At 33.5% G+C, this 23,874-nt stretch carries 22 protein-coding genes and 1 tRNA gene; 5 read left to right on the plus strand and 18 right to left on the minus strand.

Annotated elements, in window-relative coordinates:
- Positions 1 to 44: 44 nt before the first annotated feature.
- From gpmI to BDW31_RS08040, 5 genes are all read right to left on the minus strand, one after another.
- Entirely contained in the window at positions 45 to 1,562 is a 1,518-nt protein-coding gene (gpmI, locus tag BDW31_RS08020; RefSeq protein ID WP_053024258.1) for a 2,3-bisphosphoglycerate-independent phosphoglycerate mutase, read from the minus strand.
- Between the two features lie 2 nt (positions 1,563 to 1,564).
- Complete coding sequence (tpiA, locus tag BDW31_RS08025) at positions 1,565 to 2,326, minus strand: triose-phosphate isomerase (RefSeq protein ID WP_011276375.1); 762 nt, start codon at positions 2,324 to 2,326, stop codon at positions 1,565 to 1,567.
- A gap of 126 nt (positions 2,327 to 2,452) precedes the next feature.
- Positions 2,453 to 3,643, minus strand: coding sequence for a phosphoglycerate kinase (locus BDW31_RS08030; RefSeq protein WP_110709494.1), 1,191 nt, complete (start codon positions 3,641 to 3,643; stop codon positions 2,453 to 2,455).
- 163 nt (positions 3,644 to 3,806) lie between these two features.
- On the minus strand, positions 3,807 to 4,814 hold the full coding sequence (gene gap / locus BDW31_RS08035; RefSeq protein ID WP_011276377.1) for a type I glyceraldehyde-3-phosphate dehydrogenase: 1,008 nt from the start codon (positions 4,812 to 4,814) through the stop codon (positions 3,807 to 3,809).
- Positions 4,815 to 4,865: 51 nt separating this feature from the next.
- The gene (locus BDW31_RS08040) at positions 4,866 to 5,879 is read right to left on the minus strand and encodes a sugar-binding transcriptional regulator (RefSeq protein WP_016930995.1); all 1,014 of its coding nucleotides are present in this window, start codon (positions 5,877 to 5,879) and stop codon (positions 4,866 to 4,868) included.
- Between the two features lie 337 nt (positions 5,880 to 6,216).
- On the opposite strand from BDW31_RS08040, the gene BDW31_RS08045 reads away from it, so the two are divergent.
- On the plus strand, positions 6,217 to 6,426 hold the full coding sequence (locus BDW31_RS08045) for a hypothetical protein (protein WP_053024255.1): 210 nt from the start codon (positions 6,217 to 6,219) through the stop codon (positions 6,424 to 6,426).
- 66 nt (positions 6,427 to 6,492) lie between these two features.
- Here the strand turns inward: BDW31_RS08045 and BDW31_RS08050 are convergent, their stop codons facing one another.
- Entirely contained in the window at positions 6,493 to 7,242 is a 750-nt protein-coding gene (locus BDW31_RS08050) for a DUF4887 domain-containing protein (protein WP_016930993.1), read from the minus strand.
- 207 nt (positions 7,243 to 7,449) lie between these two features.
- On the opposite strand from BDW31_RS08050, the gene BDW31_RS08055 reads away from it, so the two are divergent.
- The 3 genes from BDW31_RS08055 (at position 7,450) to BDW31_RS08065 (ending at position 9,042) form a co-directional block, all read left to right on the plus strand.
- Positions 7,450 to 7,629, plus strand: coding sequence for a hypothetical protein (locus BDW31_RS08055; RefSeq protein WP_053024254.1), 180 nt, complete (start codon positions 7,450 to 7,452; stop codon positions 7,627 to 7,629).
- Between the two features lie 305 nt (positions 7,630 to 7,934).
- The gene (locus tag BDW31_RS08060; RefSeq protein WP_110709496.1) at positions 7,935 to 8,834 is read left to right on the plus strand and encodes a TIGR01777 family oxidoreductase; all 900 of its coding nucleotides are present in this window, start codon (positions 7,935 to 7,937) and stop codon (positions 8,832 to 8,834) included.
- Positions 8,835 to 8,856: 22 nt separating this feature from the next.
- Complete coding sequence (locus tag BDW31_RS08065; RefSeq protein ID WP_180529069.1) at positions 8,857 to 9,042, plus strand: hypothetical protein; 186 nt, start codon at positions 8,857 to 8,859, stop codon at positions 9,040 to 9,042.
- A gap of 68 nt (positions 9,043 to 9,110) precedes the next feature.
- On the opposite strand, the gene clpP is transcribed toward BDW31_RS08065, so the two are convergent.
- Positions 9,111 to 9,698, minus strand: coding sequence for an ATP-dependent Clp endopeptidase proteolytic subunit ClpP (gene clpP, locus BDW31_RS08070; protein WP_011276385.1), 588 nt, complete (start codon positions 9,696 to 9,698; stop codon positions 9,111 to 9,113).
- Between the two features lie 193 nt (positions 9,699 to 9,891).
- Here clpP and BDW31_RS08075 point away from each other — a divergent pair.
- Positions 9,892 to 9,963: transfer RNA gene (locus BDW31_RS08075), tRNA-Arg, on the plus strand.
- Between the two features lie 169 nt (positions 9,964 to 10,132).
- Here the strand turns inward: BDW31_RS08075 and whiA are convergent.
- From whiA to BDW31_RS08130, 11 genes are all read right to left on the minus strand, one after another.
- Complete coding sequence (gene whiA, locus BDW31_RS08080; RefSeq protein ID WP_053024253.1) at positions 10,133 to 11,077, minus strand: DNA-binding protein WhiA; 945 nt, start codon at positions 11,075 to 11,077, stop codon at positions 10,133 to 10,135.
- A gap of 131 nt (positions 11,078 to 11,208) precedes the next feature.
- Positions 11,209 to 12,195, minus strand: coding sequence for a gluconeogenesis factor YvcK family protein (locus tag BDW31_RS08085; RefSeq protein WP_110709498.1), 987 nt, complete (start codon positions 12,193 to 12,195; stop codon positions 11,209 to 11,211).
- Positions 12,192 to 13,106, minus strand: coding sequence for an RNase adapter RapZ (rapZ, locus tag BDW31_RS08090; RefSeq protein ID WP_053023054.1), 915 nt, complete (start codon positions 13,104 to 13,106; stop codon positions 12,192 to 12,194). Before rapZ ends, BDW31_RS08085 begins: the two co-directional genes overlap by 4 nt.
- 198 nt (positions 13,107 to 13,304) lie before the next feature.
- Complete coding sequence (gene trxB, locus BDW31_RS08095) at positions 13,305 to 14,246, minus strand: thioredoxin-disulfide reductase (RefSeq protein WP_110709500.1); 942 nt, start codon at positions 14,244 to 14,246, stop codon at positions 13,305 to 13,307.
- A gap of 63 nt (positions 14,247 to 14,309) precedes the next feature.
- The gene (locus BDW31_RS08100; protein WP_053024250.1) at positions 14,310 to 15,749 is read right to left on the minus strand and encodes a tetratricopeptide repeat protein; all 1,440 of its coding nucleotides are present in this window, start codon (positions 15,747 to 15,749) and stop codon (positions 14,310 to 14,312) included.
- Positions 15,750 to 15,765: 16 nt separating this feature from the next.
- Positions 15,766 to 16,245 (minus strand): acyltransferase, encoded by a 480-nt coding sequence (locus tag BDW31_RS08105; protein ID WP_011276391.1) that lies wholly within the window; start codon positions 16,243 to 16,245, stop codon positions 15,766 to 15,768.
- Positions 16,242 to 17,090, minus strand: coding sequence for a prolipoprotein diacylglyceryl transferase (gene lgt / locus BDW31_RS08110; protein WP_053024248.1), 849 nt, complete (start codon positions 17,088 to 17,090; stop codon positions 16,242 to 16,244). Before lgt ends, BDW31_RS08105 begins: the two co-directional genes overlap by 4 nt.
- Before the next feature lie 3 nt (positions 17,091 to 17,093).
- A complete protein-coding gene (gene hprK, locus BDW31_RS08115; RefSeq protein ID WP_110709501.1) occupies positions 17,094 to 18,029 on the minus strand; it encodes an HPr(Ser) kinase/phosphatase in 936 nt (311 codons plus the stop codon).
- 336 nt (positions 18,030 to 18,365) lie between these two features.
- A complete protein-coding gene (uvrA, locus tag BDW31_RS08120) occupies positions 18,366 to 21,200 on the minus strand; it encodes an excinuclease ABC subunit UvrA (RefSeq protein ID WP_053024247.1) in 2,835 nt (944 codons plus the stop codon).
- Between the two features lie 7 nt (positions 21,201 to 21,207).
- Positions 21,208 to 23,193 carry an excinuclease ABC subunit UvrB gene (uvrB, locus tag BDW31_RS08125; RefSeq protein ID WP_110709503.1) on the minus strand — a complete coding sequence of 662 codons (1,986 nt, stop codon included), beginning with the start codon at positions 23,191 to 23,193 and terminating at the stop codon, positions 21,208 to 21,210.
- Between the two features lie 451 nt (positions 23,194 to 23,644).
- The gene (locus BDW31_RS08130) at positions 23,645 to 23,872 is read right to left on the minus strand and encodes a CsbA family protein (protein ID WP_011276396.1); all 228 of its coding nucleotides are present in this window, start codon (positions 23,870 to 23,872) and stop codon (positions 23,645 to 23,647) included.
- Between the last annotated feature and the right edge of the window lie 2 nt (positions 23,873 to 23,874).

Below are 23,874 nucleotides of genomic sequence, written 5' to 3' on the forward strand. Positions count from 1 at the left end.
ATTAGGGATTTCAATATTCTTACCATTTATAACTGGACTAATTTTTAGTGTTTAATAAGTGATTCACCAGTCATGTCTGATGGTTGATCTACATTTAATAAATCTAATAGTGTTGGTGCTAAATCTCCTAGACGACCAGTTTCACGTAATGTAACGCCTTCTTTAGTTACAATAACAGGAACCGGATTAGTCGTATGAGTAGTCATTGGTTGATCATCATCTGTTAATACTTCGTCTGAGTTACCATGGTCAGCTGTAATAATTGCATAACCATTCATGTCTAAGATTTTATCAACAACTTCACCTAAGCATTCATCCACTGCTTCAATTGCTTTGATAGTTGGTTCTAACATACCACTATGTCCAACCATATCAGGATTAGCAAAGTTTAAGATAATTAAATCTAAATCACCTTTATCTAACTCTTCTAATAACGCATCTTTAACTTCATACGCACTCATTTCTGGTTTTAAATCGTAAGTCGCTACTTTTGGTGAATCGATTAAACGACGACGCTCACCTTCAAATTCTTCATTACGTCCACCACTCATGAAGTACGTTACATGTGGATATTTTTCAGTTTCAGCAATACGTAATTGTTTTAAGTTATTATTTTGAGCAACTTCACCAATTGTATTTGTTAAATCCACTTTCTCGAAGACAACTTCAGCATCTACATTGTCATTATATTTAGTAAATGTTGCGTAGAATAAATCTTTAACTTGTTCTACTTTAAAGCCATCAAATGCTTTATTAGTAAATACTTCTGACAACTGAGCTGCTCTATCAGGGCGGAAATTGAAGAAGATAACTGCATCTCCATCATTGATGCCATTATTTTGACCTTCAACAATAAATGGCTCAACAAATTCATCTGTTAAATCATTAGCGTAGTTAGCTTCAACGCCTTCTTTTGCTGAAGCATAAGCAGGCCCTTCAAAGTTACGGATAGCATTATATGCTTTTTGTTCACGGTCCCAACGTTTATCACGGTCCATAGCGTAATAACGGCCAGAAATAGATGCGAACTCACCTACACCTAATGATTTAAATTTAGCTTCTGTGTCCTCAATGTATTTTAGTGCTGATTTTTGGTCTACGTCACGACCGTCTAAGAATGCATGTACATAAACTTTATCTAAACCTTTTTGTTTAGCAAGTTCTAACAATGCAAATAAATGTTGGTAATGACTGTGTACACCACCATCAGATAGTAATCCAAAGACATGTAATGCAGAATCATGCTCATTAACATGTTGCACGGTGTTATTTAACACATCATTTTCAAAGAAATCGCCATCTGCGATTGATTTATTGATACGTGTCAAACTTTGGTAAACAATACGTCCTGCACCAATGTTCATATGACCAACTTCTGAGTTACCCATTTGGCCTTCTGGAAGACCTACGTCTAAACCACTTGCTTCAATTTGTGTAGTTGGGTATTTACTGTAATAGCGGTCAAAATTTGGTTTATGCGCTTGTTTTACAGCATTACCATGTTCACTTTCACGATTAGCGAAACCATCTAAAATGATTAAAGCTGTCGGTTGTTTAGCCATAATTATTTTGCACCTTCTAACAATTGTACGAAATCTTCAACTTTTAATGACGCGCCACCTACTAATGCACCATCAATGTCAGATTGAGCCATGTATTCTTTAACGTTGTTAGGTTTAACACTACCACCGTATTGAATACGTGTTGCATCAGCAACATCTTGACTAGCCACTTTCGCTACTGTTTTACGCACGTGAGCACACATTTCATTAGCATCATCAGAAGTAGCTGATTTACCAGTACCGATTGCCCAAATTGGTTCGTATGCAATAACAACTTCTTTAAGTTGCTCTTCTGATAAACCTTCTAATGCTTTTTCAACTTGATTGCTAACGATTTCATTAGCTTTTCCATTTTCGCGTTCTTCATCTGTTTCACCAACACAAATAATTGGTGTCATGCCATGATTAAATACCGCATGTGCTTTTTTATTCACATCTTCATCTGTTTCATGGAATAATTCACGACGTTCTGAGTGTCCAATAACTACGTATTTAACACCTAAGTCAGCTAATGCCACTGGAGAGGTTTCTCCTGTGAATGCACCATTATCTTCAAAATAAGTGTTTTGAGCACCAATTTTCAATCCTTTTGCTTTGCCATCATTCACTAATGAAATTAATGCATCTAATTGAATTGTTGGTGCACAAATTACTGATTCAACTTCTTTTTCATCAGGTAATGTTGGTAAATTATTAACGAAGTCTTTAGCTTCTTTAACTGTTTTGTTCATTTTCCAGTTACCAGCTATGATTGGTTTTCTCATTGATTACACTCCTATATATTTAAAATTATAATTTTAGCGTTAAATAACTTTTAAGACGTAAAGTCTTATTCTTTGTACATTTCCCCTTGAAAATACTTAGAAAAACGTACACCTTTTATAAGGTGATTATTTATCATTAATTGCTTTAATTCCTGGTAATTCAATACCTTCTAGGTATTCTAATGATGCACCGCCACCAGTAGAAATATGTGTGAAGTCATCTTCAAAACCTAAAGAAATTGCAGCAGCTGCTGAGTCACCACCACCGATAATTGTAGTAGCGTCTTTTAAGTTAGCAATGGCTTTACATACACCGATTGTACCTTGAGCAAAGTTACTAAATTCAAATACGCCCATAGGTCCATTCCATACTACTGTATGTGCACCTTCTAATTCTTTAGAGAATAATTCTACAGTTTTAGGGCCAACGTCCATTGCTTCTTGATCAGAAGGGATGTTATCAATTGATACTTCAGTAATTTCAGCGTCATTTGAGAATTCTTTCGCAACTTTCGCATCTACTGGTAACATAATTTGATCGCCGTTACTTTCAAGTAATTCTTTAGCAAAGTCGATTTTGTCTTCTTCTAGTAAAGATAAGCCAATTTCTTTGCCTTGTGCTTTTAAGAAGGTATACGCCATTCCACCACCAATAAGAATTTTATCAGCGATATTTACTAAGTTTTTAATAACACCAATTTTGTCAGATACTTTTGCTCCACCTAAAATTGCAACTACTGGTTTATGTGGGTCGTTAACAACACCACCGATAAATTTAATTTCTTTTTCCATTAAATAACCAGCCGCTGTTTCTAAATGCGTTGAAATACCAACATTAGAAGCATGTTCGCGGTGAGCTGTACCGAAAGCATCATTTACAAATACATCGCCTAGTGATGCCCAATATTTACCTAGTTCAGGGTCATTTTGAGATTCTTTTTTATTATCTAAATCTTCGAAACGTGTATTTTCAACTAATAGTACATCGCCTTCACTTAAGTTTTTGATAGCTGATTCTAATTTTTCACCACGTGTTTCAGGTACGAAAGTAACTTCTTTACCTAATTTTTCAGATAAAGCATCAGCAACAGGTTTTAATGTAAGACCTTCTTTATCACTTTCTTGTTTAACTTTTCCTAAGTGAGAAAATAGTACTAATTTACCACCTTGTTCGATGACATATTTAATTGTTGGTAAAGCCTGAACAATACGGTTATCATTTGTGATCTTACCGTCTTTTAAAGGTACATTGAAATCAGCACGTTCTAAAACAACTTTCCCTTTTAAATCTAAATCAGAAACAATTTTCTTTGCCATTATAATTTCCTCCTCTAAATAGGAATTACTAATATAAAAATAAGCGGAGAAGCGTTAGTGCTCCCCGCTTACTCATAAGCTAACTTATTTCAATAATTTGTACAAGTGTACTGTGAATAGTACATCCATACTGAGCACAAGTTTATTTAACTATGCTTCTAAATTATTTAGATAATTCTGCTAAATATTCTAAAGTACGAACTAATTGAGCAGTGTAAGACATTTCGTTGTCATACCAAGCTGCAACTTTAACTAATTGACGGTCACCAACAGACATTACACGAGTTTGAGTAGCATCGAATAATGAACCGTAAGTCATGCCAACTACGTCAGAAGAAACGATTTCGTCTTCAGTGTAACCAAATGATTCGTTTGAAGCGTTTTTCATTGCTTTGTTAACGTCTTCAACAGTAACGTCTTTTTCTAATACAACTGTTACTTCAGTTAATGAACCTGTAGCAACTGGTACACGTTGAGCACCACCGTCTAATTTACCATCGATTTCAGGAATAACTTTACCGATTGCTTTTGCAGCACCTGTTGAGTTAGGTACGATGTTTTGAGCTGCTGCACGCGCACGACGTTTGTCACCTTTTTTATGTGGACCGTCTTGAGTCATTTGGTCACCAGTGTATGCGTGAATAGTTGTCATTAAACCTTCAACTAAACCAAATTCATCACTTAATACTTTAGCAACTGGTGCTAATGAGTTAGTAGTACATGATGCACCTGAAACAACTGTTTCTGAACCATCTAAGTCATTGTGGTTAGTGTTGAATACGATTGTTTTTACATCACCTTTAGCTGGTGCAGAGATTAATACTTTTTTAGCACCTGCATTGATGTGTGCTTCTGCTTTTTCTTTATCTGTATAGAAACCAGTACATTCTAATACTACGTCGATATCTAAATCGCCCCAAGGTAATTTGCTTGCATCTGGTTCTTCGTATGATTTAACTTCTTTACCATTTACGCGGAAACCACCATCAATAACTTCAACTTCTCCTGTGAAACGACCTTGCATAGTGTCATATTTTAATAAATGAGCTAACATTTCGTCGTCTGTTAAGTCGTTTACTGCAACTACTTCAATACCTTCTACGTCTTGAATTCTTCTAAATGCTAAACGACCAATTCTACCAAAACCATTAATTGCTACTTTTACTGCCATTATAATGGCCTCCTTTAAAATGATATTTAAAAAGCTTTAAACTTTTTATTACTAATTTAATATTACCTTTGCTGCTGCTTCATCAGTAATTAAAACTGTATTTTTAGGTGCAATACTTAAGTAAGCTTTAATTGCTTCACCTTTAGATTGTCCACCTGCAACAGCGAATATAAAATCTTTGGTTTCTAAATCTTCAAGTTGTAGTCCTATTGTCTTTACTTTGTAGACTACATTTCCTTGAGCGTCAAAATAGTAACCGAAAGCTTCTGCGACGGCTTGATGATGTTGAAGGTTTTCAATCACCTGTTCTGACGATTGTCTACGATACGCCATCTTCAGCGCATCACCAATACCGTGAATTGTTATATTTGCTTGTCTAATTTTATCTAATGTATGAACCACAGAGGGTTCCATCAGAAGTGTATTATATGTTGATTCACTTACATTATCTGGTACATAAAGTGTTGTATAATAACCACCTGTTTGTTGCGCCATGCTCGCTGAAATCGTGTTAGCTTGATAAATAACATTTTCACCAAGACCACCACGAGCTGGTACGAAAAATACATTAAATGGTAGAAGATGCATGGCTCGGCTTACATTTGCCATTGTTGAACCACCTGTTACTGAAACAATAGCGTCTTCATATAAGATGCTTTCTAATAATTGGCCAGCTTGTCTTCCCATTTCGGATTTAACATTCTCTTGAGCATCTGCATCACCAGGTATAACGTGAACTTCTTTAATACCAAAAGTTGACTTAATTTGATTAGCTAATTGATTATCATCAGTATAAATATTGAAATATTCGTTAAGCTGATTCAAAACTGACTTGCCTTCTTCAGTGATTTCCATTCCAGTCGATTTGACTTGAATTAAATCTTGCTTTTTCAACATATCAGTTTCAGATCTTAAGACACGTTCGGTAATGTCCATGTGCTCACTTAAACTTCTTCTACCTACTGGTTGATTATTTGAGATAGTAGTTAAGATAGAAAAGCGTCGATACATTTTATCAATTAAATCAGGTATCAGCTTCTGTTGAATTTTAATCAAGTCCTTCACTACTACCTTCCTCCTTTATGTATAAAAGGTAACCAATAGCATAAACCCAGTTTGACTTATTGTGTCCCGCGCGGGACAAAATCTAACCTCTTTACACTTGCAATAGTACTATTGTGTTGTTGAAAATGCAAGAGAAAAACTCTAATATTTAAAATTATCTGTAAAATCCCCTAATTTAAGTAGTATTTCCCTTTTTGTAAAGTGCCACAAAGTTTAATTAAACCCTTATTTTGTAGTATTACCCTTTAAGTTTAGAAATTATTCTTTTGCAAAATACTTTCTTGTTTAAACTATTTTAATTTACAATATAAGAAATTCATTTAAGGAGGATGAAGAAATGGTTCGAGAAAATGATAATAATGTAGAAGTCATTGACCCTGAAGATCGTAGATATAAAGATGGTAACTATTTTAATGGTAATGAACGTAACAACTATTCAATAAGATATCATTATGGTTGTGGTTGTCCATTTGGTTGCCTTTCTTCAATAATCATTTCTATTTTGCTTTCAATTATTTTTACCTTTTTACTCAATTGGATGTTTTAAAAAAGTAAAAAGTGAGACTTGAAACATGACTGTTTCAAAATCTCACTTTGATAACTACTAACTATATTATTCATTACTATTTGATGATTCTTGGCTTGACTGACTTTGACTAGACGTAGCACTTCGTTGTGAAGTTTGTCTTGTGGTTGATTGCTGCGTAGACGACTGAGTTGTTGATCGTTGTTGGGTCTGTTGTGATTGTTGTGTTTGCGGTGATTGTTGCGTTCTAGTTTGATTGCTTGTCTGGTTACTATTAGACTTATCCGTATTTGACTCACTAGAATTACTATCACTGCTATTATTACTGTTACTTTCTTGAGTTGCTTGTTCTTTAGTGCGAGTTTCTTTTGTTGTAGCTTCTTCTTTAGTTGTTTTCTCTTGTGTTTTTTCTTCCTTAGTCTGTGCTTCTTTGGTTCTTTGTTTCTCTTCTGTTGATGGTTGTTGTTTAGTTCTTTGTTGAGTTGAAGGTGTTGCTTGTTGTGTCTGACGTTGTTGGGTTTGAGCTGTTTGCTGCGTAACATTTTCTTGAGTCACATTCGAACTATCTTCACTTGTTTTTTTATCTTTATCTGACTTATCCTTTTTGTCTTTATCTTCTTTGTCTTTTTTATCATTTTTATCTTTGTGCTCTTCAGTTGATTGATTGTTTAAGCGTTCACTTGAACGATTTGAATGATCTACAAATGCAAAAATCGCAAATGCTAATCCGCTTAATAATAATAAAACGATAATCGTACTAATAAGTTTCGAAATGCCACTCATTTTTTTCTTTTCCGGTTCACCAAAGTCATCTCTATTTCTATTGTTCTTAGACATAAGTTACCTCACTTTAATATATTAAAATTGTCTAGTCCCCTAAATGTAGCATATAATTTTACAGTAATTCGCACGGAAATGAAATAAAAAGGTTTAAGACATTAATTATAATGATACATAATCACTTATATATGATAACATCATAAGTAATTACAAACATCAATAATGCAAATTTAATTTTATTATAATGTGAAAGTGTGAGTCATAATGAAAAAATTTGTTTCTGAAGATATATTTGAAGATGAAAATGTTCCTAAACATAATCTAAAATCTATGATGTTGAATAATAATGATTATGATGACAGTCATACATCTCAGTTTGATTTTATATTTTTATCAGTCATTTTCATTCCTCTAATCATATTATTCTTAATCTTTATTCATTAGGACTATAATAGATATACAAAGAGCCCACACGATTCTCGCATGGGCTTCTACTAAAGGGAGTCAAAATTGACCTTCGTTTATTTTGTGTAGTCTATGGGGTATACTCAATTTACTCAGAGATATTGAAATCTACTATAGCGAAGGTACAAATTAATTATAACTTAACTTTAGATAATTTAAATCCTGTTTACAGCTTAGTAAATGACATATTATTGACTAATCATTGTACATTTTTTGAACAAGAAAAGTTCAATGTTGATAATAGAAAAGCTATCTTAATACTATAAATTAATAGAGGTGTAAATATGAAGCAATTCTTAATAACTGGCGGAACTGGAATGGTAGGCAGTCAATTAGTAAATGAATTAAAGAATCGCGATGTACATATTACAATACTAACTCGTAGTGATAAGCAAAGTGATGATCCAAAGATTTCTTATGTTAATTGGTCAAAAGACGGTTGGATGTCCCAAGTTCCAGATATAGATGTTGTAGTTAATTTGGCTGGTGCAACTTTAAATAAACGCTGGACTCCATCATATAAACAATTGATTATGACTAGTCGTATTCAGTCAACACAAGCACTAGTTGACTTGTTTAGCCAACGGGAACATAAACCTGAAGTGCTCTTTAATGCTAGTGCAATGGGTTATTATCCACCTAGTTTATATCATACGTATACAGAAAAATATCAAACACATCCGTTTGATTTTCTATCTGATGTGGTTTATCAGTGGGAACGTTTTGCTAAACGCTTTGAGTCATTTGGTACGCGAGTAGTACTTGGCAGATTCAGCATGATTTTATCTGATGATGGAGGCGCCTTACAGACGATGAAGCTTCCTTATAAATTCTTCGTAGGTGGTAAATTAGGATCTGGTTTCCAATGGTATTCATGGATTCACATTAATGACTTAGTGCGCGCAATTCTATTCACAATCGATAATCCTAAAGCAAAAGGTCCATTCAATATGGCTGCACCAATTGCTGAACGCCAAAATTTATTTGGATACACACTTGCGCGTGTCATGCATCGCCCTCATGAAACATGGGTACCATCATTCCTAATGCGATTAGCACTTGGTGAAATGTCTACGGTTGTTTTAGATACGCAAAGGGTATTACCAAATAAACTGGATGCGCTCGGTTTTATATTTAACTATCCTAATCTAAAAATTGCTTTCGAAGATTTAATAGATGCATAATAATTTAATTGGAGTTTTGAAAATGAATGACGAGAAATTAACTTATATTCTACTTATCATCGCAAGTCTATTTCTTATACTCAATGGTATTTTCGCTTTCGAACATAATTTAGTAATTATATTAATGTCTATATTCTTCATTTTAATTGGCATTATTTTACTTATTATATCTATTCGACTGTTCCTAAAACGTTCTTCAAACAATTAAAATAGTCATAAAAAAACGGGGAGTGTTTGTTTAAACACTCCCCATTTTTATGCCATGGTTAAATTCGATTATTTATCTTCTGGTTGCATAACATTATCAATTAAACCATATTCTTTAGCTTCGTCAGCAGTTAAGAAGTTATCACGATCAGTATCTTTTTGAATTTTTTCAATACTTTGACCTGTACGTTCAGCTAAAATTTTGTTTAATTTTTCGCGTGTTTTTAAAATGTGGTTAGCAGCAATTTCGATTTCAGTTGCTTGTCCTTGTGCACCACCTAATGGTTGGTGAATCATAACTTCAGCGTTTGGTAATGCAAAGCGTTTACCTTTTGCGCCAGCTGCTAATAGGAATGAACCCATTGATGCAGCCATACCGATACAAATTGTTTGTACATCTGGTTTAATATGTTGGATTGTATCATAAATTGCAAATCCAGCAGTAACACTACCACCTGGAGAATTAATATATAGATAGATGTCTTTCTCAGAGTCTTGAGCTTGTAAGAATAATAATTGTGATACAATTGAATTTGCTACATTATCATCAATTGCAGAACCTAACATAATAATACGGTCTTTCAATAAACGTGAATAAATATCGTATGCACGTTCACCGCGATTTGTTGTTTCGATTACTGTAGGAATTAAATTCATTTATATTTCCTCCTTGTGATTAACTGTTAATTAGTATTTTACATCAAAAGTCAAAAATGGTCAAAATTTAAACTCATCTAGCATTAAGAAAAGTTGACCATATTTTAATAGATTTTGTACACTATAAACATACATTCAGATTGTACTTTTAAAATAACAATTAGTACAGAAATTTGTCTTTATCATTTAATATCTCCTCGTAGTGTAACGGATAGCACGTAAGATTCCGGTTCTTAAGATAGAGGTTCGACTCCTCTCGAGGGGGCTAATATCTTCAATTATACATATTTAAATTTCAAGAATGCCGTTGTGACGGCGTTCTTTTTTATTTATCTTTTAATTAAAAACCAAAGAAAACTAAATTTCAGGGACTTTTCAGGGATCCAAGTCCCTAGTTCTAAAAAAGAACTCGCCAATCCATGACGAGTTTATACTTATAATTCTATTTTTTCACCACTTCGAATTTTGTCTGCAAGTTCATTTAACTTTCTTAAACGATGGTTGACTCCAGATTTAGATATCGGACCAGTCGATATCATTTCTCCTAGTTCTTTTAAAGAGATTTCTTGATGCTCAACTCGAAGTTTAGCAATCTCTCTTAAGCGATCAGACAAATTATCTAATCCGATTTCCTGTTCAATTAACTGAATACTTTCTACTTGTTTCATAGCGGCACTTACAGTCTTATTAAGGTTTGCAGTTTCACAATTTACTAAACGATTCACTGAATTTCTCATATCCCTAACAATTCGCACATCTTCAAACTTCAATAATGCCTGGTATCCACCTATTAAACTTAGAAAGTCAGAAATTTTTTCAGCTTCTTTTAAATAAGCAATACTACCCTTTTTTCGTTCTAAATGTTTAGCATTTAATCCATAACTATTCATTAATTTAGTTAAACCTTCAGAATGATTCTCATATTGAGAAAATATTTCTAAATGATAGGATGATGTCTCTGGATTATTTACAGATCCTCCAGCTAAAAATGCGCCTCTTAAATAACTTCTACGCATTTCATCATCTTTAATCATGCTAGCATCAATATCGTGAACAAAAATACCATTCTTTAATATACCAAGTTCATCTAGAATTTCTTTAGCTCGCACTTTTGTACGACAAATATAAATATTATTTTTCTTTAATTTCATTTTTTTACGAACTAGAATTTCCACTTCTACATTAAATATGCGTTTAATTAATGAATAAATTCTTCTAGCGGTCGTAGCATTCTCTGTTTGAACATTAATTACGAATTGTTGATTAGATAGGCTAAGTGCACCGTTCATACGAATTAATGCGCTAAGCTCTGCTTTGGCATTGCTTTCATCAACATCAATGCGTGTTAATTCATTCTTCATATCTGATGCAAAACTCATCACATTTCCCCCTCTAATCAATTTTATATATACATGTAACTAACATCCTATATAGTTGCACTATATTACACGAATACATTAATAAACATACGTTCTATATCATACCATAGTTATACAGATGATTAGAAGTGTTATTTTTTAGGTCTAAATTGAATCGTACTTGTCATTTCAAGTGCTAAATCATAGATCAATCTTGCTAAAACTTTAGTATTGTGACGTACTAAATGATCATCTAATATTTCGACTAAATTAGATGACGTAATCATTCTAATATTATGATCTGTAATTTTATGTTCATCCATAACAACCGGTTTAGCATTACGCTCTTTATAACGTTCTAACACTTTATCATCGTATTTATCATTACTACAGATGACATAATCAATAAAATCACTTCCAGCATGTTTATGTATTGCTTGAATATGGTCCATAACATCGTAATCTGATGTTTCTCCCGGTTGAGTCATAACATTAGATATATATAATTTAGGTGCTTTAGAACGTAAAATAGCTTCTGACATACCTTTAACACATAAATTCGAAATAACACTTGTGTATAGTGAGCCAGGTCCGAGCACGATTAAATCTGCATCTTCTAATGCGTCAATTGCTTCTTCCATAGGCTCAACATTTTCAGGTTCTAAAAAAACACGATCAATACGTTTGTATTTCTCTGGTATTTGAGATTCTCCTCGTACAATTTCTCCATCTTCTAACACTGCGTTTAGCATCACATTAGTATTCGTTGAAGGAATCACTTTACCTTTAATATTTAAAATCTTACTTAATTCTTTAACTGCATGACCGAAGTCATTCTTTATATTTGTTAAGGCTGCTAGTAATAAATTACCTAGTGAGTGTCCTTCGATTTGATTTTCTTTAAATCGATATTGAAATAATTCTTCAATGACTGGTTCAGCATCACTTAGTGCTGCGATAACATTTCTAATATCACCTGGAGCAGGTATATCCATCTCACTACGTATTTTGCCAGTACTACCACCATCATCAGCTACAGTAACGATGGCCGTTATATCAATGGGGTACTCTCTCAGCCCCCTCGCCAATACTGATAGGCCTGTTCCACCGCCTATGAGTACAATCTTTAATTGTTTCATTTTCTCACGCCACTTTCGATATGTGCATCTCTGTGATGAACATAGACATTATAATCAAATATTTCTGTTAATTCTTCACCAATGCGTTTAGCTAACGCAACAGAGCGATGTTGCCCCCCTGTACAACCTATTGCAATTACTAATTGTGATTTACCCTCTTTTTTATAACCTGGTATCATAAATTTCAGTAAATCCATTAATTTTTCGAAAAACATTTCAGTTTCTTTCCATTTCATAACATAATGGTAAACTGGTTCATCTTCTCCTGTCATCGGTCTTAAGTCTTCAACATAATAAGGATTTGGTAGGAAACGAACATCAAATACTAAATCTGCGTCTTTTTGTATACCATGTTTAAAGCCGAAACTTGATACATTGATACTAAAGGATTTAAAATTCTCATCTTCAAATTTTTCTTTCACTCTAGCTTTAAGTTCTTTCGTCGTCAATTGCGTTGTATCTACAATATAATTAGCGATTGTACGAATATTGCTAAGCAATTGCTTTTCTTCTAAGATCGAATCCATCAAAGACATTTGTCCATTTTCATTTAAAGGGTGGGCTCGTCTAGATTCTTTGTATCTAGAAATTAGTTTTTCTGTTTCCGCTTCTAAAAACATGACATCTACAATTACATCGTTTCTACTTTTGATTGCATCAATTTCTTCTACTAATGATTTAAATAATTCTTTACCTCTTAAATCTATAGCAATAGCTACTTTTTGCAAAGAAGGATTACCTTGTTCCATTAATTCTACAAATTTAGGGAGTAAAATAGGTGGTAGATTATCAACACAGAAGTAACCAATATCTTCTAAACATTGTATGACCACTGATTTACCCGCACCGGATAGACCTGTTACTACTAATAGTTCACTTTTACTCATTTCATTTTCTTTATGGTTCGTCATTTTGACACCGCCTAGTTAATCTTTTTATTGTATACATACGTTTTAGAATATCGTTAATTTACTTTCATAATATCATATGAGCTACTTATCGTAACTATTATAGCGATATCTGAATCTAATATTGATTTAAATAAAAAAGGCTAGAATTCATGCTTTAATCACTATATGATGTGATTGCATGCTCTAGCCTAATCTTATTTATGCTTCTTGCTTATCTTTTAATTCTTCAATGTAATCAATAGCACTTTGTGCTGCTATACTACCATCACCAGTAGCTGTTACAATTTGACGTAAACCTTTATCTCTAACATCACCAGCCGCAAATATACCTGGCACTTTCGTACTCATATTATCTTCAGTTACAATATAGCCCATATCATTAATAATTCCTAGATTCACAAATGGTGCTGTTAATGGTTTCATACCAATGTAGATGAATACCCCATCTGCATCTAAAGTTTCTTCAGAGGCATCTTTGGTAGAAACAAGTGTTACAGAACCTACTTTTCCATCTTTTTCGTTAATAGATTTTAAAGTATGACTCCATATAAAATCGATTTTGTCATTTTTAAACGCACGATCTTGCAAGATTTTTTGTGCTCTTAATTCATCTCTTCTGTGTACAATTGTAACTTTATCTGCGAATTTAGTTAGGAATGCACCTTCTTCAACTGCAGAATCCCCGCCACCTATTACAAATAGGTTTTTATTTTTGAAGAATGCACCATCACATACTGCACAATAACTTACACCGCGTCCACCTAGTTCTTGTTCACCAGGGACACCAATTTTTTTATATTCAGCACCAGTTGAAATAATTACCGCACGAGCTGTTATCTCTTTATTGCCTAAATTAATTTCTTTATAGTCACCTTTATCTTCAATAGATTTAATATCTCCATATTGATATTCAGCACCGAATTTTTTAGCGTGTTCGAACATTTTAGTTGATAAATCTGGACCAGTAATCATTTCGAATCCTGGGAAGTTCTCTACTTCCTCTGTATTTGCCATTTGTCCACCAGCCATGCCTCGTTCAATCATTACTGTGCTTAAATTTGCACGTGATGCATAAACTGCCGCAGTCATACCGGCTGGTCCAGCACCGATAATTGCAACATCATAATTTACTTCAGTCATTTTTATGCCTCCTACGTTTTTAATATCATGCGCATTATATATTAATATTTGAAATCTTTAAATTTATATGCTCAACAATTGATCAATTGCGTTATCTAACTTATAACGCGATACATTAAACAATTCCATAATTTTCTTTTTAGTCATATGGCTATGATAATAACGATGATATAGATAAGCATGTGCAGCTACATATCTGTCAACTTCACTAAAATCAACATCGTTCGCAATTAACCCTTCACTTTTATCAATCCAACTTATAAATAATTCCGTATCTTTCTGTATGTCGTCCATTTCATATAAACTCACTAAACCTTTGTGAATGAAATCTAATTTATTTAAATGCAGTCCCTGTACTAAATAAGTAAGGTAAAGTTTTTCATAGTCATTCATTGTTTCTAAAATAGACCAAATCTCTTGTGTCAATAATATTTCTTTACCATTTAATTGATTTAATAAAAACACACCATAAAGTCTATAATGGCTATCATCATCTAATAACAGTGGTAATATTTTTTGATCAAATGTTTGTTTACTCTCTTCAAGTACCCAAGGTGCGTAGCCCACATCAACTTTAGAAATTTGCAGTAACTTCTCCCAAAACACTTTACTCTGTTCTTTATTTCCGAGGTAATAATAATTAAAGCTCAATGCATTAAACATTTGAATTGAGGCAAATTTACCTTTTTTGTATAGTGGTAATAATATTTGTTGAGATGCATCGTACTGTTTTAAATAGCTTAGTACTATGCCCAATTTAAAACTTTCATCATCATTCATTGGTACTACTTTACTTAATATTTTAAGATACTTGTGATACTTATCTTTTTCATTCGTATTGTAAAGTAGCAATGTATAGTGACATAGTGCATGTACATCTGAATTATCTTCTGCTAATAACGCTTCAAACATGTCTTTAGCAATATCATATTCACTTAAATACAAATAGCACATTGCTAATAAGTTGCGAATGACTCTATGTTCTTGAATTTTCTCATCTTGATTCAAAATATATTTACGTGCATCTTGTAATCTTCCTTGAGAAAATAAATATTGGAATAGTAATTGCGTCGAGAAAAGTTGTGCTTCGAGCTGAATTTTATCTTCACTCATATAAGACACTTCGAATGTTTTTTCTAATTCTTCTCTAAAGTCAGTATCATCAGTTAAAATCACATAATTAATACCAAACAAGAAGGCCTTGTTTGGCTCATTAAGGTCAATGTTTAATTGACTAAGTTGGTAGTAACTGTCGGCAACATGATTACCTTCAATAATGCTGTCATAAAACAAATGCTCAGCTCGTCTACCTAAATTAAGTTTGTTTAAGCAATAAGCATACTTTAATTTAATATCAAAATCTTGTGGTGACAAATCAAGCACTTTTTTATAGTATTCTACTGCCTTATTAAAATCTTGCATTTTATATTTTTGATCAGCCATTTTACGATAAAATGGTTCATCAAATTTCATCGAGATAATATTGTCATTGTTTTGCGCCATTCTTTGTCACCTCTCTTTATTTATGATGTATTTGCATAGGATTGCCATATGCAATGGCATAATCTGGTATATCTTTTGATACAACTGTTCCAGCTTTAACGACTACATGATTACCAATATGTACACCTGGTAGAATGGTCGAATTTGCACCGATTAATGTATGATCACCAATGTACACTGGACCATAGCGATATTCATCCACTAATACTTCGTGCGTTAATATTGTTGTATTATAACCAATTACAGAATTATTGCCAATTGTAATGAGTTGCGGATAAAAGAGATCAGGCATTACTTTATAGGCAATAGCAGTATGTTGTCCAATGGTCATATTCAATAGATGAATGTATATCCAGCGTTTCCATTTTAAATTTGGTATAAAACGACATAATTCAATTAGCAATGTATTGGTGAATACTTTTGAAAAACGTACTAAACTATAAATTCGCCATAGCGGATTAATCTTATGATGGCCTTCTTTAGTTAACCGTCTCATGATTTCACTTTCGTCTTAGAGCTATTCCAAGTTAATGGACCTGCTTCTTTGTACAATGATGGTTGATATTTAATGCGACGATAAATTAAAATCACCAAACCAATTATAATTAAAATAACTGATACCAATTGCGCTACTCTAATATGACTTGTCAGCATTAAACTATCCGTTCTTAATCCCTCTACAAAGAAACGTCCAATTGAATACCATATTAAATAGAGTGTGAATGTTTCACCTACACGAAGATGCTTTCTAATTGTAATTAAAATGATGAATCCCAAAATATCCCATATAGATTCATATAAGAATGTTGGATGGTAGTATACCCCTTCAATATACATATTACGAATAATAAACTCAGGAATATGTAAATTTTCTAAAAAGGTTCTTGAGACTGGACCGCCATGGGCTTCATGATTCATAAAGTTACCCCAACGTCCAATACCTTGAGCTAAAATAATACTTGGTGCTACAATGTCACCAATTTGAAATGGATTTAAATTTTTAATTTTACAAACAATAATACCAGTGATAAATCCACCTAAAAGACCACCATGTATTGCAATACCACCATGCCATATCATTGGAATTTCAATAGGGTTTTGGGCGTAATATGGCCATTGAAAAATCACGAAGTAAATACGTGCAGCGATGAACCCAAAGATGGCACTGTAAAAGATGACGTCAACAAGCGTATCTTTATGTAAACCAACATATTTCAAGCTTTCTTGAGCTATGAAATAACCAATAAGGATTCCTACCGCAATAATGATACCGTACCATTTTATTGAAAGTGGACCTATGCTAAATGCAGTAGGATCAATATAATTCAGATTAAAAAGCATGTTTTAGTTCTCCTTGCTTTGATGACCTTTTTTTAAGATTTCTTCATTTAAACGTTGATTAAATTCTTCAGCTGTATTAATCCCCATTATATTTAAACGATAATTCATTGCTGCGACTTCTATAATGACTGCAACATTTCGTCCTGGTCTTACAGGAATTGTTTTTTTAGTGATTTCTGTATCAAGAATTTGTAATGTTTCTTCATTCAATCCAACTCGGTCATACAGTTTATCTTTATCCCAATTTTCAAGGTTAATGTTAAGACGAATTTGTTTTTGTGTGAGGATTGACCCCGCTCCAAATAATGTCATGACATTGATGATACCGAGACCCCTAATTTCTAATAAGTGCTCAATTAATTTAGGTGGTGTCCCTATTAATTCATCTTTAGTTATTTCACGAATTTCTACATTATCATCAGCTACGAGTCGATGACCTCTTTTCACTAATTCAAGTGCAGTCTCACTTTTACCTATACCAGAATCTCCAGTGATTAACACACCCACACCATAAACATCGACTAATACACCATGTAATGATGATGTCTTAGCTAATTCATGTTCAAGGAATGTCGTTAATCGACTCATTAAACTTGTAGTTGCATCCTTTGATACGATTAGTGGTGTATCCATTTCTTGAGCGGCATCAATCAGCTCTTGCGGAGGTTCTAATCCTCTTGTCACAATAATTGCAGGTGTTTCAGGACAACATAATTTTCTCATACGTCCATGACGTTCCTCGTCTGGTAATAAATTATAAAACGATAATTCTGTAGTACCTAGTAATTGAATGCGGTCTGCAGCATAGTGTGAAAAATATCCAGCCATTTCTAGACCTGGTCTAGAAATATCCGTATTTTTAATAGGTTTATGTAATCCTTTTTCACCCGTAAACAATTCTAATTTAAGTAATTTGACTAATTTCTCTGTCGTTAACATGAGTTCACCTCAAAATTTTCACTTGAATTCATTCACCTATTATCATATCAAAAATAAAGACAAGATTAATATAAAAAAGAAGAAATCCTATTATATTTGTTTCGTATACACCTTAGATTGCTTTTAAATGATTAAGGGAACAACATACAGTTTGTATTAAATCACTTAACCTCACTTATTGAATTTCTTATTACAATTCCCTTTGTTGGGTTTAATGTTATGTTATTAAAAAAACTGAGAAAAGCTCGATGTGAGCGTATTCTCAGTTAAGTCATTTAATGCGAGATGCCTATGATCCCTTAAATTACTATTAATTTTCAAAATCTATATTTCAATTTATTCAACTTTATCTCGTTCAAGTACCGTTTTTAAATATTTACCTGTGTATGATGATTCTACATTTGCAATCTCTTCCGGTGTACCAGTAGCAACTAGTGTACCACCACCATCGCCACCTTCAGGTCCTAGATCAATAATATGATCTGCTGTTTTAATGACATCTAGATTATGTTCAATAATCACAACAGTATCCCCGTTCTCAACTAGACGATTAAGCACTTTTAGCAAACGACTAATATCATCGACATGCAAACCAGTTGTAGGTTCATCAAGAATATAGATGGAACGACCAGTTGAACGTTTATGCAATTCAGATGCTAATTTAACACGTTGTGCTTCTCCTCCTGATAGAGTTGTAGCTTGTTGTCCAAGCGTGATGTAACCTAAACCAACATCTACAAGTGTTTGTAATTTACGATGTATTTTAGGAATGTTTTCAAAGAAATACGTTGCTTCTTCGACTGTCATTTCAAGCACTTCAGCAATATTCTTACCTTTATAAGTCACTTCTAATGTTTCACGGTTATAGCGCTTCCCATCACAAACTTCGCATGGAACATACACATCAGGTAAAAAGTGCATTTCAATTTTAATAATGCCATCACCTTTACAAGCTTCACAACGTCCACCTTTAACATTAAAGCTAAAGCGTCCTTTTTGATAACCACGAATTTTCGCTTCATTAGTTTGAGCAAATACATCACGTATATCATCAAATACGCCAGTATAAGTGGCTGGATTAGAACGTGGCGTTCTACCGATAGGAGATTGGTCAATATCAATAATTTTATCTAATTGATCAATACCTTCAATGCTATCAAAGGCACCCGGTTTAACTTTAGATTTATTTATTTTTTGAGCTAATGATTTATATAATACTTCATTAACTAGTGAACTTTTACCTGAACCAGACACACCTGTTACAACTGTCATTACAGACAATGGAATATCTACATCTACACCTTTTAAGTTATTACTTCGTGCACCTTTGATACTAATTTTGCGATCAATTACTTCTCGACGATGTTCAGGAACGTCGATATGTTTCTTACCGCTTAAATATTGTCCTGTTAAAGATTTCTTATCTTTCATGACTTTACTTGGCGTACCACTAGAGACGATTTCACCACCATAATTACCTGCACCAGGACCGACATCTACGAGATAATCAGCTGCTCGCATAGTGTCATCATCATGTTCAACAACAATAAGTGTATTGCCCAAATCTCGCATTTCTTTTAAAGTACTTATCAAACGATCATTATCACGTTGGTGTAAACCAATAGAGGGTTCGTCAAGCACATAAAGTACCCCTGTTAAGCGTGAACCGATTTGTGTCGCTAATCGAATACGTTGTGCTTCACCACCAGAAAGAGTACCTGACGCACGATTAAGTGTTAAATATTCTAATCCAACATTATTTAGAAATGACAATCTTGAAATGATTTCTTTTAAAATTTGATTTGCAATAGCTCTATCTTGTTCTGAAAGCTCGATATTTTCATAGTAATTTAATGCATTCTTGATAGAATATTCAACTACTTCTCCAATATTATATCCACCAACGTAAACAGATAACGCTTCTTTACTCAAACGTTTACCGTGACAAGTTTCGCAAGGCAGTTCAGTCATGTATTTACTCATTACTTCACGTGTATATTCTGATGGTGATTCATGATAACGACGGTCAATGTTGGGAACAACACCCTCGAATTTCATTCTTCTATGACGTGTCCCACCGTTACGACTGTGAAAAGAAAAATCAATTTCTTTATCACCTGAACCATTCATTAATATGTTTTTCTGTCTATCAGTCAACTTTTTATATGGCTTATCCATATTTATTTTATATACTTCACATACGCGTTTTAATAAAGTTGGGTAAAAATCTGAGCTCGTAGGTTCCCATGGTTCAATCGCACCTTCATTTAGAGTCTTATTAGGGTCTGGAACTACCAAATCAAGATCGACCGTTAATCTTTGACCTAAACCATCACAAGTTGGACAAGCACCAAACGGACTATTGAAACTAAACATTCTAGGTTCTAATTCACCAATAGAGAACCCGCAAATTGGGCAAGCATGATTCTCAGAAAATTTAAGGTCCTCTCCATCAATTACATCGACAGTAATATTGCCATCAGCTAATTCTAAACCTGTCTCAATTGAATCTGCTAAACGTGTTTCAATACCATCTTTAACTACCAAACGGTCTATGACTACCTCGATGGTATGGTTTTTATTTTTATCTAATTCTGGAACCTCATTGACATCGACAATATCGCCGTCAACTCTAAGACGTACATAGCCTTTTTTACCAATATCTGCGATAAGTTTCTCATGACTACCTTTTCTATGAGAAACAACTGGCGCTAAAATTTGAATTTTAGTGCGTTCTTCAAGCTCTAAAATGCGATCAACCATTTGTTGCACAGTTTGAGATTCAATTTCAATATTATGATTAGGACAATATGGCTTGCCTATTCGTGCGTATAACAAACGAATATAATCATAAATCTCCGTTACCGTTGCTACTGTTGATCGAGGATTTTTACTTGTCGTCTTTTGGTCAATTGAAATAGCTGGTGATAATCCCTCTATCGTATCAACATCTGGTTTATCCATCTGCCCCAAAAATTGACGCGCGTATGCACTTAATGATTCTACATAACGTCTTTGACCTTCAGCATAAATTGTATCGAATGCTAAAGATGATTTACCTGACCCAGATAGCCCTGTCATAACAATTAATTTATTTTTTGGAAGTTCAATGTCTACGTCTTTTAAGTTATGTACACGTGCACCCTTTACTACAATACTTGGTCCCTTCATTTAACTGTCACCCTTCTGCTTTTAATTCAAATAACATATCTCTTAGTTCTGTTGCTTTTTCAAAGTCTAAATCTTTAGCTGCTTTTTTCATTTCTTTTTCTATATTTTCAATTGTTTTTTGTCTTTCTTTTTTAGTCATTTTCTTAGGTAATTCGTTTTGTTGTTTTTCATTTGTTTCATCATTATCAACCGTGGCACTAATAACATCATGAATTTTCTTATTAATTGTTTTAGGTGTGATTCCATATTTTTCATTATGTGCCATTTGTATATCACGACGTCTTTGCGTTTCATCAAGCGCATACTGCATTGAATCGGTAATTTTATCGGCATACATAATCACTTCACCTTTCTCATTTCGTGCAGCACGACCTATCGTTTGGATTAATGAGCGGTTTGAGCGCAAGAAACCTTCTTTATCTGCATCTAAAATAACAACTAATGAAACTTCCGGTATATCAATTCCCTCTCTTAATAGATTGATACCGACAACAACATCATACGTTCCCATTCTTAAGTCACGAATAATTTCAATACGTTCTAACGTTTTAATCTCTGAGTGTAGGTAATTTACTTTTATACCCGCTTCTTTCATGTATGTCGTTAAATCCTCACTCATTTTTTTAGTTAACGTTGTGACTAAGACACGTTCATCTCTATCAATACGTTCTTGAATTTCACTAAGTAAATCATCAATTTGATTTTTAGTTGGTCGAACGTCAATTTTAGGATCTAAAAGACCAGTAGGACGAATAATTTGTTCAATCATTTCATCGGTATGTTCAATCTCATAAGGTCCTGGTGTAGCTGATACATATACCAACTGATTCGTTTTTTGTTCAAACTCCTCAAATTTTAATGGTCGGTTATCCATCGCACTAGGTAATCGGAAACCATGATCTACTAACACTTGCTTACGCGCACGGTCACCGTTAAACATCCCTCTTATTTGTGGCAATGTAACGTGAGACTCATCGATCATTACTAACCAGTCATCACCGAAATAATCTAGTAACGTATAAGGTGTTGAACCTAAAGGTCTTAACGTTAGATGTACAGAATAGTTCTCGATACCCGAACAGAATCCCATTTCTCTCATCATTTCTAAATCATAATTCGTTCGTTGCTCTAGACGTTGTGCTTCTAATAGCTTATTCTCATTTTTTAATTCTTTTAATCGCTCTTCTAATTCCTTCTCAATACGCTCTATGGCAATCTTCATTTTTTCTTCTCGTGTTACGAAGTGAGACGCCGGGAAAATCGCGAAATGTTCACGTTCGCGAATGACTTCTCCCGTTAAATAATTAACTTCTCGAATACGATCAATTTCATCGCCAAAAAATTCAACACGAATACACATTTCTTCACGTGAGGCTGGGAAAATTTCAACCACGTCGCCACGTACTCTAAATGTACCACGTTGGAAATCAATATCATTTCTAGAATATTGTACGTCTACGAGTTTACGAAGCAGTTCACTTCGATCCATTTCCATACCAACTCGAACACTTACTACTAAATCTTTATATTCTTCCGGATTACCTAAACCATAGATACAGCTGACACTGGCAATGATAATGACATCATCACGTTCAAATAATGCACTTGTGGCAGAATGTCGTAGTTGGTCAATTTCGTCATTAATTGAGGCATCTTTCTCAATAAACGTGTCTGTTGAAGGTACATAGGCTTCTGGTTGATAGTAATCATAGTAACTAACAAAGTATTCTACTCTATTTTCAGGAAAGAATTCCTTAAACTCACTATACAGTTGTCCCGCTAATGTTTTATTGTGTGCAATGATGAGCGTTGGTTTCCCCACTTCTTTAATAACATTACTCATTGTAAATGTCTTACCTGTACCAGTGGCACCTAAAAGCGTTTGATGACGCTTTCCTTCTTTAACACCTTTGACTATTTTCTCTATTGCTTGTGGTTGGTCCCCTTGTGGATCAAACTCAGAATTCAATTTAAACGGGTAATGTTCCACCATTCTGATAAGCGCCTCCTTGAATTAAGCATTCTTAACTATTTATTTGAAACTTTGGTGTAAATAAATGATGTATGAAAATTTAACAATGATTTGTTTTAAATTGTATCTTTATTCTTAATAAAAATTCTACTGAAATAATTTAAATGACCTCTTTAAGTGAAAATCATAAATTCATTCACTTAATAATTTCCTATTATTTGTATAGTATTCTCACATAAGGCTATTTTATCAAATATATAAATAAAAATACAAACGTTTGTTCGCTTACGTTTGTATTTTCAAAATCATTTATTATTATTTAATATTCCACTAATGCGTGTGATTTATTCATATACAATTTAATGGCGCCCGCTCTTAAATATGCTTTAAATTTTACTTCCATCTGGACAAATTGTGCATTTACACTATAAATCAACTTACAGTAACATTCAAAAGTTCTGTTTGATAGTATTTAGTCTTGATGCTTATGAAATTCAAGGTTATCTATAATGACATATCCAGCTAATAGGGATACTACATCGATAAAGATTATCCATTCATTATGAAAGAATCCTTTGTAAATTGAAGCAGCTATCAAAATCAATGTCACAATAACACCCACCCATTTACTTCGAGTTATGACACTAAACAACACGACTAATACACATGGAAAAAATGCAGCTAAAGCGTACCAAATCATTT

The organism is Staphylococcus sp. AtHG25, assembly GCF_003217445.1.
In the GTDB taxonomy this organism is placed as follows: domain Bacteria; phylum Bacillota; class Bacilli; order Staphylococcales; family Staphylococcaceae; genus Staphylococcus; species Staphylococcus haemolyticus.